This is a genomic window from Kitasatospora sp. NPDC127035 (assembly GCF_042726075.1).
Taxonomy (GTDB): Bacteria; Actinomycetota; Actinomycetes; order Streptomycetales; family Streptomycetaceae; genus Kitasatospora.
Genome location: NZ_JBHXDN010000045.1, coordinates 40,858 through 54,431 on the forward strand (window position 1 = coordinate 40,858; position 13,574 = coordinate 54,431).

At 75.0% G+C, this 13,574-nt stretch carries 7 protein-coding genes; 2 read left to right on the top strand and 5 right to left on the bottom strand.

Annotated features, from left to right (window positions below):
- Positions 1-89: 89 nt before the first annotated feature.
- A complete protein-coding gene (locus ACFWIC_RS27110) occupies positions 90-2,912 on the bottom strand; it encodes an SdrD B-like domain-containing protein (RefSeq protein WP_380520211.1) in 2,823 nt (940 codons plus the stop codon).
- 679 nt (positions 2,913-3,591) lie between these two features.
- On the opposite strand from ACFWIC_RS27110, the gene ACFWIC_RS27115 reads away from it, so the two are divergent.
- Positions 3,592-4,746, top strand: coding sequence for an anion permease (locus ACFWIC_RS27115; RefSeq protein ID WP_380520212.1), 1,155 nt, complete (start codon positions 3,592-3,594; stop codon positions 4,744-4,746).
- On the top strand, positions 4,743-5,000 hold the full coding sequence (locus ACFWIC_RS27120) for a hypothetical protein (protein ID WP_329952312.1): 258 nt from the start codon (positions 4,743-4,745) through the stop codon (positions 4,998-5,000). Before ACFWIC_RS27115 ends, ACFWIC_RS27120 begins: the two co-directional genes overlap by 4 nt.
- Before the next feature lie 189 nt (positions 5,001-5,189).
- Here ACFWIC_RS27120 and ACFWIC_RS27125 read toward each other — a convergent pair whose 3' ends face one another.
- From ACFWIC_RS27125 to ACFWIC_RS27140, 4 genes are all read right to left on the bottom strand, one after another.
- Positions 5,190-6,212: an ABC transporter ATP-binding protein gene (locus ACFWIC_RS27125; protein WP_380520213.1), complete on the bottom strand. Its 1,023-nt coding sequence runs from the start codon at positions 6,210-6,212 to the stop codon at positions 5,190-5,192.
- Positions 6,209-9,046 carry a hypothetical protein gene (locus ACFWIC_RS27130; protein WP_380520214.1) on the bottom strand — a complete coding sequence of 946 codons (2,838 nt, stop codon included), beginning with the start codon at positions 9,044-9,046 and terminating at the stop codon, positions 6,209-6,211. Before ACFWIC_RS27130 ends, ACFWIC_RS27125 begins: the two co-directional genes overlap by 4 nt.
- 94 nt (positions 9,047-9,140) lie before the next feature.
- Complete coding sequence (locus ACFWIC_RS27135) at positions 9,141-12,443, bottom strand: FtsX-like permease family protein (RefSeq protein ID WP_380520224.1); 3,303 nt, start codon at positions 12,441-12,443, stop codon at positions 9,141-9,143.
- Between the two features lie 296 nt (positions 12,444-12,739).
- Positions 12,740-13,375: a LysE family translocator gene (locus ACFWIC_RS27140; RefSeq protein WP_380520225.1), complete on the bottom strand. Its 636-nt coding sequence runs from the start codon at positions 13,373-13,375 to the stop codon at positions 12,740-12,742.
- Positions 13,376-13,574 lie beyond the last annotated feature (199 nt).

A 13,574-nucleotide genomic window follows, 5' to 3' on the forward strand; every position in this document is an offset into this window, starting at 1 on the left:
GCCTCGGGGGGGGCGGGGGGGCCCGCGGCCGGCCGCCCGCCCCCCCCCCCGACCGGTGCCGGTCCCTCAGGACCGCCGTGCGGGGCGTGCTACTGCTGCCGGGCCCTGCGTCGGCGGGCCAGCAGCACGAGCGCCGCGCCGAGGACGGTCAGCGCACCCGCGCCGGCCACCATCACCGGGATCCCCTCGCTCGCACCGGTGCTGGGCAGGTGCGACCCGGGGGCGGGGACGGGGGCCGGCGGGGCGGGCGGCTTCGTGGCCGGGCTCGGCTGCGTCGGAGCCTGCGTCTGCGTCGGCGTCGCCCCGGTCGGCGTCGGCGTCGGCGTGGGAGTGGGCGTGGGCGTCGCGCTCGGCGTCGGCGTCGGGGTCGGGGTGGGGATCAGCCGGTTGACGGCCGTCACCTCGACCCCGACGCCGAGGTTCTCGGCGTTCAGCACCAACGGCCCGAACACCGTCACCTCCGGTGGGGCGTAGCCCTCCGGCGGCGCCAGCTCCTGCCAGTAGTAGGTTCCCGGCACACCGCTGCCCTTGCAGATGCCGTCGGCCCCGGTCGTGCAGGGGTCTCCGGCCGCCGTGTCGGGCTTCTCACCGGAACCCTGCAGCCCGTCGGTGCCGTTGGTCTCCTTCCACAGCCGGAACTTCGCGCCCGCCAGCGGCTTGCCGTCCTGGTCGTGCTTGACCAGGCGCAGCGCGCCCTCCTGCTGCCGGAAGCCGAAGTCGAAGGTGTGGTCGTTCTCGCCCGGTCCGCCCGTGGTGAGCGCTCGTTCGGCGTACTGCCCGCCCGCCGGGACGACGCCCTTGGAGTCGACGAACCGGTTGTCGCCGACGTCGGCGTCGGTCGGCACCCACTGGTACAGCGGGCCGCCCTTGGCGTAGTCGGCCGGGTTGTCGAGCCGGACGGTGTACTTCGTGCGCGGCTTGAGGCCACCGGTGACGTTGGAGTCGTCGAAGTAGTACTCGCCGCGCGCCGTGGTCTTCGCGGTGCCGACGAGCTTCCCCGACTCGTCGTACAGGTTGACGGTCGCCGCGGGCACCGGGCGCTGGCCCGGGCGCTGGACGCCGCTGCGCTCGGGGTCGTACCAGACCCGGTTGCCGATCTGGAGCGGGGCCTGGTCGCAGAGCACCTCCAGGTCGCCCATCGAGGCGCCCTTGCCGAACGGGGCGATGGTCCCCGGCGGGTTGAGCCGCAGGCCGAAGAGCGGGTCCTGCTTGCCGTCGCGCTGGACGAACGCGGTGCCGTAGCCGTAGGCGGTGGAGTTGGGGTCGAAGCCGGAGGTCGCGATGGTGTTCTCGACCTTCGACAGTGCCATGCCGGCGAAGGCCGCGTTGTGGTGCGACCCCATCCGGCTGTTGTCGAAGAACCGGGTGCCGCGGGGCGAGAGCCCGCAGCCGTTGTTGGTGTCGAGCACGTACGTGCCGTTCGCCGGGCAGGCCTTGTTCAGGTCGCCGCCGGACAGCACGTTCGCGACGGAGGTCGGCGTGGGCGCGGCCGGCGCGCGGTCGCCGAAGCGGTCGCGGAACGCCAGCAGCATCGAGCCGTCCGTCTCGAACGTGATCTCGCCCAACTCCGGTTCCGGCTGAGCCAGGTAGGCCCCGCAGGCCTGGCCGTTCTGCGAGGTCGGATAGGTGCCGGTCCACGGGAACCAGCCCGCCCCGTCGCAGGTGCCGCCGCCGACCGTGGAGCCGCGCGGGTAGTCGAGCGGCTGGTTCAGCACCGCCGGTGCGAAGGCGCCGGTGGCCAGGTCGAACGGCAGCACCACCGCGCGCAGGTCGGAGGCCTTGCCGGTCGACTCGCCCGAGCAGACGCCGCCGAGGTAGCCGGTGCCGTCCTGGAGGCCGAGGCCGAACGGCCGCCAGTCCCCGGCCGCGGGGCAGCCCGGGTCGGGGATCGGGTAGGCGGCCTTCGGTGCGGCCGCCGTGGGCCCGGTGGCGTCGTAGCGGTAGAGCTTGCGGTCGTTGAGGTTGACGACGAAGAGGTCCTTGCCGTCGTCGCTGATCTTGATGCCGCCGAGGCTCTCCTTGCCCGGCACCGCCAGGAACGCGTCGTCGGTGCCGCCGCCGTGGACGGTCGAACCGGCGTCCGGGACGGTGGTGAACAGCGAGGTCCGCTTCTGCGCGAGGTCGGTCACGTAGACCGCGCCGGCGCCGCCGGGGCCGTAGTCCGTGGTCCGCTTGGCGACGGCCGAGGAGAACACCCGCCGGTCCGCCCGGTTCCACGCGATGCCGTACAGCGCACCGGTCTCGGCGTTGGTGGCGACGTTGGTGACGTTCACGTCCACGCCGTCCGTGCCGCGGGCGCTGTACGGGAAGGACACCAGCGTGCGCTGCGTCCCGCCCTCCCGCGTGGTCGGCTGGCAGGTCGTGACCAGCGGCGCGTTCTTCTGACAGTAGTCACCGGGGCTCCACAGCCCGGTGGTGTACGCCACGTTCTTGCCGCCGGAGAGGTCGACGAACTCCTCGTTGCTGCTCAGCTGGGTGGGTCCGCCGGCCAGGCCCTGGCGCGAGGCGAAGGCCGGGAACAGCTTGCCCGGCTTCGGATTCACCACCTGGACACGGTACTTGCCGCCGGTGAGCTTGGTCGCGGCCGGCGCCAGCGTCACCGTGCCGTCCGCCGCGGTGGTGCCCTCGATGCCGCCTCCCGCGTCGTCCGTGAGGGTCACCTTCACGCCGGCCAGACCCGGCTCCAGAGCGGGCGTCCAGACCCCGCTCGTGTCCACGGCCCGCACCACGCGGACCGTTACCGTCCCGTCGCCCGCCTGGGGGAAGGCCGCGGGCGCCGCCACCAGCGAGCCCGCGCCGATTCCGACGGCCAGCGCCGCGGCGCCGCCCACCGTGCGGCGGCCGAGCACGCCCGGCCGTCGCCGCTCCGGGCCGCGTACGGCTCCGGGCCTCTGTTCATGTGTCGTGGTCATCCCTGCTCTCATCGTGCGGTCGGGCCTCCGCCCCGGCCTCGCGAGGGAGTTCGCGTGTGGCGGGAAGCCGCTGTTTTTAACGGGAGCTTAAGGGGGTTTCACACAAGTTCGCAGGAGAACCAGGAACTTTGACGAGCCGTCAGGCGTTCCGGTCTGCTGGGTGGTGAAGTCTCGTCAGATGCGTGACAGGACAACGGAGTTACGCCTGGCCACCGGCCGGAACGGCGGTCCTTCCGTGCGGGAGTCCCGTCGGTCCCGGTCCGCCGGACAGGTCCCGCACTCGAACGCGTTGCCAGGCGACGAACTGGGGCACGGGAAGCGCCCGCCGCCCGGATCGCGCCGGGTGCCGTGAACCGCGCGAGGAGCCCGGGGCGGTGTGGCCCGGCAGGGGTCGGGGGTCGGGGGTCAGGGATCCGGTCCGGGTCCGGTCCGGGGCGGACGTGGCGGTGCGGCCGGGGCCACCGCCCGACCCGGACGGCGACGCCGCGGGGGAGGGGCCCAGGGATTCGTCCCTGCGCGCGGCGCGGCGGGCCGCAGAACCGGCGCGGATCGCGCCGTCACGTGCGGTGGAGCGTCCGCGCGGTGCCGTTGGTCCGATCGGATGGCCGCCCCCGGCACCCCGGCGCGCCGAGCCCTCGGGGGAGCGGAGCGGTACGGGCGACAGGTTAGGTTCGGGCCCGTGACCGGCAACGACGCGGTTCTGGTGTTGGTGGTCGCCACCGCACTGGGATTCGACTTCACCAACGGATTCCATGACACCGGCAACGCCATGGCGACCTCGATCGTCACGGAGGCGCTGCGCCCGCGTGTCGCGGTCGCGCTCTCGGCGGTGCTGAACCTGGTCGGCGCGTTCCTGTCGACCGCGGTCGCCGCGACCATCGCCAGTGGCCTGGTGCAGAGCGGCGACGTGACCCTGGTCGTGGTGTTCGCGGGCCTGGTCGGCAGCATCCTGTGGAACCTGGCCACCTGGTACTTCGGCATCCCGTCCAGTTCCTCGCACGCGCTCATCGGCGGCGTGGTCGGGGCCACGATGGCGGCGGCGGGCGCCTCCGCCGTCAAGTGGCAGGGGCTGGTCTCCAAGGTGATCGTGCCCGCCACGCTGTCCCCGTTCATCGCCGGCACGGTCGCGGTGGTCGGCACCCACCTCGTCTACCGCCTCACCCATGACGTGTCCGAACGCGCGCGTGACCACGGCTTCCGGATCGGCCAGATCGGCTCGGCCTCGATGGTCTCCCTCGCCCACGGCACCAACGACGCGCAGAAGACCATGGGCATCATCACGCTGGCCCTGATCGCCAACGGCACCCTGCACGCCGGGGCCACGTCCCCGACCTGGGTCATCGCCTCCTGCGCGGTGGCGATCGCCCTGGGCACCTACCTCGGCGGCTGGCGGGTGATCCGGACGCTGGGCAAGGGACTGCTGGAGATCGGGTCGCCACAGGGCATGGCCGCCGAGTCGGCCTCGGCCGCGGTGATCCTCTCCTCCACCGACTTCGGCTACTCGCTCTCCACCACCCACGTGGCCACCGGCTCGATCCTGGGCGCCGGGGTCGGGAAGAAGGGGGCCGTGGTGCGCTGGAACACCGCCCGCCGGATGGCGGTGGCCTGGCTGTTCACCCTGCCCGCCTCCGCCGCGGTCGGCGCCGCGGCCTACTGGGCCGCGCACGGGATCGGCGGGACCCTCGGCGTCGTGGTGATCTTCATCGCGCTGCTGCTGGCCTCGACCGCCTTCTTCGCCGCCTCCCGGCGGACGCCCGTGACGCCGGAGAACGTCAACTCCGCCTGGACCGGCTCGCTGGCCCCGACCCCGGACGTGAACGAGGCGGCCTCGTGATCGACTGGGTCAACCTGGACGCGCTGTGGAAGATCGTCGTGGTGGGCCTCCTCGCCGGCGCCGGCCTGCCGGCCCTGTTCGCCGTCGGTCTGCGCGCGCTCAACCCGCCGACCCGCCCGGGTGCGACTGCGCCTGCGACCGCGGCCGGGCGGCCGACCGCCGGGCCGGCCGGCTACGCGGCGGCCGGCCTGTGCTTCGCGGTCGTGCTCGCCGCGATCGGCTGGGGCATCTCCGTCATCGTCAACCACAGCTGAACGGCCCCGCCGTGCCGGAGGGCGTCCGTGGTGCGTCCCGACGCCCCGGTGACACCGCCGTCCGGACCCGCGACATCGGCGCCGGGCCAGGGGGACCGCGCGGGCCCGCGCCCACCTGACCGTCGCGGCCGACACCTCCCGGCGGACTCGGTGCCGCGGTACCGGGAGGATCAGCCCGTCGAGCCCGCCTCAGCCATCGGCGCCCACTTCCTCGGCGCGCCTGTTCCCGGTGTCCTCGCTTCCGGTTCCGTCGGCCTCGGTGGCGGTCGGCGGGCGGCCGTGGTCGGGCCACACGGAGATGTGGTCGCGTTCCAGCACCAGTCGCACGCGGTCCGCCAGGCCCAGCGACTCGGTGAACTCGCGCGGCAGCTGGAGCCGGCCGACCCGGTCCAGCACGGTGTACTCCTGGGCGGTGAGCGAGCCGTCGGTACTGGTGACGGCCACGTGGCGCAGCACCTCGGTCGACGTGCGCCCGTCGCGGATCCGTACCGTGCGACGGACCTGGTCGGCCACCAGGGCGTCGTGGGTGACGATCAGCACGGTGGTGCCCAGCTCGCTGTTGGCGGTGCGCAGGGCGGTGAAGATCTCCTCCGAGGTGGCGGTGTCGAGTTCGCCGGTGGGTTCGTCGGCGAGCAGCAGCCGCGGTTCGTTGGCCAGCGCGATGGCGATCGCCACACGCTGTTGCTCGCCGCCCGAGAGCGCGGCGGGGGTGCGGTCCGCGGCCCGGGCGATGCCCATCAGGCCGAGCAGTTCCATCGCCCGGGCGGCGCGCAGGCGGCGCGGCACACCGATGTATCCCATCGGCAGCTGGACGTTCTCGCGGGCCGTCAGGTACGGCAGCAGGTTGCGCGCGGTCTGCTGCTGGATCACCCCGACGGTCCGGCGCCGGTAGGCGGTCCGCTCGCGCCGCTTGAGCCCGCCCAGGTCGGTGCCGGCCACCTCGGCGGTGCCCGCGCTGGGGGTGTCCTGGCCGGCCAGGATGCCGAGCAGGGTGGACTTGCCGGAGCCGGAGGCACCGACCAGGGCGAGCAGCTCGCCCTCCTGCACGGTCAGGTCGAGCCCCTGCAGGGCCTGCACCTCGACCCCGCCGCGGGCGGTCGCGCCGGTGCGGAAGATCCGCACGAGGCTCTCGCACGCCACGATGGGCCGGTCGGTCCCGCGCGCGGGTCGTTCGGTACCGGCCGCGGGTCGATCGGTGGGACGGGTGTTCACAGGGCCTCCCCCAGTCGTAGCACGGCGCCCAGCCCCCGGCGGCGGCTGATCGCCGCCTCCAGGACGGCGGCCGTCGTCATCAGCACGGCCAGCGCGACGCCGAGCCCCGCGGTGATCGTCCAGTCGATGTGTACGGCGGGCTCGAACGGCCCGCCGGTGATGGCCCCCAGCCGCAGGCCGGAGCCGAGCGCGACGGGCAGCAGCAGGCCGAGCGCGGTGCCGCCGACCGCCGCCGCCAGCACCAGCGGCACCAGCTGGAGCAGTTGCAGGCCGAGCACCGCGCGGCTGCCGATCCCCAGGGTCCGCAGGTAGGACGTGGTCCGGCCGCGTTCGGTGGCACTGAGCAGCAGGTCCAGGGCGAACGTGCCGAGCGCGAGCAGCAGGCCGAGCGCGGTGGTGACCCGGAAGGCGAGCCGGGCCGAGTGCGCCAGCCCGTCCGACCGCAGCGTGTCGCGTTCGCCGTCCCGGTCGCGGAGTTCGACCGACGGCCCGGGCACGCTGCTGGGGGCGAGGTGCATGGCGGCGCCGGCCCGCACCGCGGCCGGGTCCAGGGCCGGCCCGCCGGCGGCCGGGTAGAGCAGGAGCGCGGAGGGGTGGTTCCTCTGGGCGGGCAGGCGCTTCGCGGACGGGCCGGTGAACACCAGCAGGGCGCCGGGTCGGGGTCCGTCGCCGAGCACCGGTCCGAGGACCGGGTCGCGCAGCGCCTCCTCGGACAGGGCGCCGACCACGTGGACCAGGATGCGGCCCGTCCCGAGCGCGGTCAGCTCGAAGGTGCCGTCGGGGACCCGGGCGGCGAGCTCGGGGTCGGCCAGCGCGGTGACCACGGGGACTTCGAGGTCGGCGCCGGTCCGCTCGATCGGCGCGTCGGCGCCGTCGGCGGCCAGTAGGGCGCGGGCCATCGGGGAGGACGGGTCGGCGGCGCTCAGCGCGGCGGCGTCCAGCCCGACGAACTGGGCGCCCGGGAACGTCGTGCCGTCGTCCTGCGAGGTGAGTTCCCCGCTCGCGCCGGTGACGGCCACCTGGTGCCCCACGGAGGCGACCGGCGGCAGGTCCCCGGCGACCTGGTCCTTCGGTCCGACCAGGGCCATGGGCGCCCCGCCGGTGTGCCAGTGGGCGATCTGCTTCTGTCCGTCCGCGAGGGTGCGCGGAATCAGCCCCCCGTAGACGCCGTAGCCCATGGCCAGCACCAGGACCAGCAGGGAGAGTGCGGCCGCGCCGCTCTGCGCCCCGGCCCTGGCGAGAGCCACCAGCGGGACCAGACCGCGCGATCGCTGCGCCGAGCGGGTCGCCCGGCGGACCAGCGGGGGCAGCGACCGGAGCAGGATCCCCACCGTGATCAGTGCCAGGAGTACCGGTGTGAAGGCGAGTTGGGGGTCGATGCCGGTGCCCGCGTAGGCGCCGCGGGTCCGCAGTGCGACCAGCCCTCCGGCGGCCAGGAGCACGACCAGGGCCTCCAGGACGATCCGGCGCGAGCGCGGCAGGGGCCGGGTCCGCCCGGCGGAGGCGAGCAGGACGGCCGCCGGTGCGCACCAGACCAGCAGGGCGGCGACCAGGACGGGCACCCAGGAGCCGAGGGCGGCGCCCTGCGGCGCGAGAGCGCGGCCGATCGCCCAGCCGGCCGCGACCCCGGCGCCGACCGCCACCGCGGCCTCCACCAGCAGTCGGCCCGCGATCCCGAGCAGCCCGGCGCCGCGGGAGAGTTGGAGCGCGAAGGCGCCGGCCCGGCGGCGGGCCCCGAGCCGGGCGGCGGCGACCGAGGTGGCCACCACCATGGCGAGCAGCCCGGCGAGTGCGAAGCTCTGGAGCTGCTCGGTGCGTTGGCGCTGGACGGCGAAGGCGTCCAGCTCCGCGCCGAGCCGCTCGGTGGGGTTGACCGAGGGCACGATGTGGCCGGTCAGCATGCAGGCGTCCGTGAGGCCGAGCCCGCACAACTTGTCCGGGCCGGCCTTGTGCAGTGCCTTCAGGCCGGATTGCATTCCGGCGATCCCGGCCGGGGTGGTGGCCGGTCCGGAGCGGTCGGTGGTCACCGGCAGTTCCCAGGCCACCGTGAACGCGAGGCTGTACCTGGCGATCAGCTCGATCCCGCCGGCACTGGTCAGCATCTGGCCGGCCAGTTTCTGGCCGGGGTCATCAGGCAGGATCCACGGGGCGACCAGCATCGGGGACTGCTGCCAGAGCCGCTTCGCGCCGAGGTCGGTACGGAAGACCCCGACCAGGAGTGCCGGGGCGGACGATCCGGGGGCGGGGGTCGACAGATCGAAGTGCTGACCTACCGTCAGGCCGAGTTTCTCCCGGGTGGCTTCGGACACCGCGACCTCGATCGGGCCCGCCTGGCTGGGCGGGACGAGCAGGTCGGCTCGGGGTTGCTGCGGCGCGCGGCCCTGGAGGTACTCGACCGCCCCGCCGGTGGCCTCGGGTTGGGGGTAGACGAGGCTGAACGACGGCGGCTTTCCGTAGGGCGTGGGCATGCCGGGACCGCGTGCCGACGCGTTGAGGGTGGTGACACGGGCCCGCGGTTTGCCGAGCACGGTGGCCAGTGGGGAAGTCGCCGCGGTGCGCACCCGCTCGCCGAGCTTGTCGAGGTCCCGGTCGAGCGAGCCGGGGTCCGCGGCCGGCAGCCACGGCATCGGGGCGGTGGTGGTGGTGGCGGAGACCAGCGGCGCGTCCCGCTGGGCGCGGACCACCCGGTCCGCGAGCGTACCGGCCGCGAGCCGGTCGAACTGCGGCGGCCAGCTCAGCGGGATCGCCGTGAGCAGTGCGGCGAGCAGCGCGAGCACGGCCGAGACCGGCCAGGCGATCCGCGCCTCGCGCCGGATCAGGCGCAGTGTCAGCATGTGGGGCTCCCCCCGTCGAAGCGTCCGTCCTCGCGCACCCGGCCGGGACCGTCCGTGCGCCCTCGGTCCGCGCACCGCCGACCCTCCGCCGGGCTCATCCGTCGTCCCCCGCGCGCAGGGCCCGGACCAGGTCGACCCGGGCCAGCAGACGGGTGAGGACCAGCACGGCGAGGGTGAGCAGCAGCCCCCCGGCCAGCGCCGTGAGTACGGCGGCGGGCCGGCCCGGGTCGGCCACGATCGCCGGGAAGACCGACCCCCCGTAGTCCTCCAGCACGGTGAGCGCCAGCAGCAGGGCCGCGAGCAGCAGGCCCAGCAGCCCTCCGAACAGCACCGGAAGCACCGTCACCGCCACCTGTTCGGCGCGCAGCAGCGCGGTCAGCTCCGCGCGGCGGACACCCAGTGCGCGGAGCACCGCGAACTCCCGCCGGCGGGAGCGGACCGTGCTCACGGCGTGCAGGGTCAGCGCGGTCACCGCGAAGAACGGCGCGGTGACCAGGACCAGCAGCCAGGCGCAGCGCAGCCCGGCCCGGAACGGGTCGTCCGCCAGGCCGCCGGCGACCCTCAGGGCGCTCTGCGGCCGGCCGAACTCGCCGCGGCCGTCGACGGCGGCCCAGGTGGCCTCCGGGTCCGAACTGGCGAGCCACCACCGGGTGGCGACGGGTGGGGCGGCACCGGTGAGCGTGCGGTTCGCGGCGAGTGCGCGCACGTCCAGCAGGAGGTGGCCCTGGCCCCGGGAGTAACCGGGCAGCACGTCGACCTCGCCGGTGATCCGGACCTTCTGGGTACTCTGCCCGTCGCGCTCCCAGTTGAGCGGAACGGTGTCGCCGACCCTGGCGTTCACCGCGTCGAGCAGCTCGCGGTCCGCGAGCACGGGCAGGATGGGGGGCACGGGCAGGAAGGCGCCCCCCTGCACGGCGCGGAGTTCGGGCACGCTGTCACCGCTCACGGGCTGCACCGCGAGGACCGCGTCCGATCCCGCCGGGTCGGGCGGGACCTCCGGCGTGTGGGATCGGATCACCGTGTGCAGCAGGTCGGATCCTTCGCTCTGCCAGGTGCAGGCCTCGGCCTGGGAGGCGTGGTCGTCCATGGGGCCGCGTTCGGTGCCGGGGCAGTCGAGCGCGACCGGGGTGGCGAGGACCTTGCCCGAGCGGGCCCAGTTCTGCCCGGGCGGGAGCGAGAGGTCGGTCCGCTCTCCCGCGGCGGTGACGGCCGTGACCTTCGGCAGGCGCAGGTCGAGGGTGGAGCGAAGGAGCGTGCTGCCGGGGAAGTGGATTCCGAGCCGGCTGAGCGTCAGCGGACGGGCCCGCCGGTCGCTGTCTGCCAGGGCGAAGGTCAGCGAGTGGGGGAGGCCGTCGGTCGGCAGGGGAGCGGTCAGCTGGTCGGTCAGTCCGTCGGCGTCCTGGATCCAGAGCTGCAGGAGCAGACCGGGTGCCGGGATCGGCAGGTCGGTGCTCGCCCGGACGGTCACGTCCAGGGCGGCCGGTTCGCCGGGCAGGACGAGCCCCTGGGCTGGCACGGCGGCCAGGGGGGCCAGCAGCTCCTGGAGCGGACGGGCGGCCTGGTCCGGGCGGAGGCGCGGCAGCCCGGCGGCGGAGGCGGCCGTGGTGTCGACGGCGACCGTCTGTACCACGGTGGTGCCCAGGAAGGCGGTCTGCTCGGACACCGGGGTGAGGCTCGTCACGCCCGGGAGGGCGGCCAGTGCGGCGTGGCGCTGTCCGATCGCGCCGACCACTCCGGACAGCCGCAGATCGGCGCCGACCGCGTAGGCCGCCCGGTCCCGGTCGCTGGTCGGCAGTGCGGCCAGCACCCCGGCGGCCAGGCTGCTGCAGGCCACCGCCAGCAGCGTCACCAGCACCGGCACCGACTGGCGGCCGGCGTCGCGGCTCAGCCGCCAGGCGCCCAGGGGCAGGACCAGGCCGCGGGCCCGCCGGGCCGACCGCTCCAGCAGCCGCCCCACCGCCGGCAGCACCCGCAGCATCAGGACGGCCCCGGCCACCGCCATGGCCACCGGGGCGAGTACCAGGGTCAGGTCGACCGAGGAGTCGAACCCGACGCCGGCGTTCTTCACCACCACGCCCTCGTAGCGGTCGAGTTGGAAGTATCCGAACGCCGCCACGGCGAGCAGTGCCAGGTCAGCACCGGCCCGCTGCAGGCCCAGCCGGCGCGGACTGCGTGCCCGCAGTGCCCGCTGGGCACCCGGGTCCGTCGCCTGCCGGGCGAGCGGCAGCAGCAGAGCCGTGCCCTGCACCAGGAGGACGAAGCCGGCGGCCCACCAGACGGTTCGGCCGTCGCCTGCGGCCAGGCCGTCGGCCCCGACGCCGCGCAGCACGGCAGCCAGCAGCGGCTCGGCCAGCAGCACCCCGCCGACCGCCGCCGGCACCGCGGCCAGCGCCCACTCACCGGCCGCCGCCGCGAGCAGCCGCGCCGCCCCGGCACCCCGGGAGCTCTGGAGCGCGTGTTCGCCGGCGACCGCGTCGGCCAGGCGACGGGCGGTCAGGACGAGGACCACCGAGGCGAGCAGGGCGAGCAGGCCGAGCGGTACGGCGATCTCGGCCCTGGCCGTCAGGACCGGCACCACCTGCCGGTCGACCGCGGCGGGCAGTGTACTGCGTACCGCGGTGTCGGTCAGGGCCGGTTCGGCGCCGCGGTAGACCGAGCGGGCCGTGTCCGAGCGGGCGAAGACGGTCACCCGGTCGCGCAGCGCGGTGAGTTCGGACAGGCTCGACCGCCCGGTGTCGGGAAGGGCCAGCCAGACGGCGAGCATGCGGCCGGTGAATCCGGGCAGCGCGGCCAGCCGGGCGCCGTCGACCAGCACGAGGGCCTGCTCCGCGGCGTCGGGGCCGCCGAGGCCGGTCCAGAACGCGGCGGCGTCCGGGTCGGGCCGGTAGACGCCGGTCACGGTGAACCGGAGCGGTTCGCCGGTGCCGGGCGTGCGGATGGTCGTGGTGCTGCCGCTGTCCAGGCCGAGCCGGTCGGCGGTGGTCTCGGGGAGGGCGACGCGCAGCCCGTCGCCGGCGGCCGGGGCGGCCTCGGGCGCGTCCGGCCAGGTGCCGCTGCGCAGTTGGGCGAAGCGGTCGGGAGTCGGCAGCACCGCCAGGCGGCCGGAGAGCACGGTTTCGGTGGCCCAGCGGCGCCCGTTGGGCGGCAGCGGGAGGTCGACGGTGCCGATGCCGCGCTGCGCCGTCTCGGTGCGGAACGGGGTGCCGGCCATCGTCCGGACCAGTGCCGAGTGCACCGCGCGGTCGGCCGCGGGCAGGCCCGGCGCCGTCCAGCGTGCGGTCACCTCGACCGAGCGCCCGGCGTCGGCGTCGAGCCGCTGGCGCACTCCGGCGGTGGCGGCCGACTGGGCCAGCCCGGTCACTGCGGACAGCACCGCCGTCGCCACCAGGATGCTCACGGCCAAGGCCGCCAGTACCAGTCCGTGCCGGCCGATCCGGCGCCTCACCCCCGCCAGTACCATCCATCGCTCCCCTCGGCACCCTCCGGAGATGGAGGGGCGCGCGTCACGAGACCAAGTGCGGTACAGAGTCGGGGTCTTGTCGCCACGATCTGTTTTTGGTCTGGACCAATCGAACCGGCCCCATCTTGCACGACGGTCGGCCGGTCCGGCCGGGGGATGCTGCTTTTGCCTGGCTTGTCTGCCCATAGAGGCAGCGGGGGCGCCGCCAGGCCGGGACGCGGCGACGTGGCCGGCTACTCCGGGGCGGTGACCAGCCGGACGGCCAGCGCGCCGAAGGCGGCACCGCTGAGGACGTTCAGCCCCCGCGCCGCCCGGGTGCTTCGACGCAGGAGAGCCGCCAGCCTGCCCGACAGCACGCCCACCGTGATGTCGACGGCCAGCCCGACAGCCACCATCGTCAGGCCGAGGAGCAGGAGTTGACCCGTGACGTGCCCCAGGCCGGGGCTCACGAACTGCGGCAGGAACGCGATGTTGAACATGATCACCTTGGGGTTGAGCAGGTTCGTCACGGCGCCCTTCGAGAAGGCGCGCAGCCGGCCGGGCACGGGGGCCCCGTCGTCACCGCCGTCGGCGCCGAGGGGCGACCGGTCGCGGAACGCCTGGACGGCGAGGAGGACGAGATAGGCCGCGCCCGCCCAGCGCAGCACGTCGTAGAGCGCCGGCAGGTGGGCGAACAGCGACGACAGTCCGAGCATGGCGGCCAGGGCGTGCACCGTCGCCCCGAAGGCCACTCCCAGGGCGGCCATCACCCCCGCGGCCGGCCCGCCGCGGCCGCCCATGGCGACCACGAACACCATGTCGGGGCCCGGAGTGACGCACAGGGCCAGTGCGGCGGTCACGAAGGCCAGGTACAGCGGAAGGTCCAACATGACCAGCATCCATTTCTCCGTGCTTCACGGGTGCGGACCGGACGGGCCGTCGGGAGGGCCGTCGGATCAGGTGCGCGGCGACCGCCCGGGTGGGGCGGCCGGTACGAGGTCGGGACCGAGGGGCGGACGGTGACGACCCGTCGGTCCGCGGTCTGTGGTTTGTGGTCCGCGGTCTCCGGATCCGCGCGGCCGTCCGGCG

Coding starts and splice junctions, on each gene's coding strand:
- ACFWIC_RS27140 (WP_380520225.1), bottom strand. CDS start 13,375: ATGTTGGACCTTCCGCTGTACCTGGCCTTCGTGACCGCCGCACTGGCC.
- ACFWIC_RS27110 (WP_380520211.1), bottom strand. CDS start 2,912: ATGACCACGACACATGAACAGAGGCCCGGAGCCGTACGCGGCCCGGAG.
- ACFWIC_RS27130 (WP_380520214.1), bottom strand. CDS start 9,046: ATGCTGACACTGCGCCTGATCCGGCGCGAGGCGCGGATCGCCTGGCCG.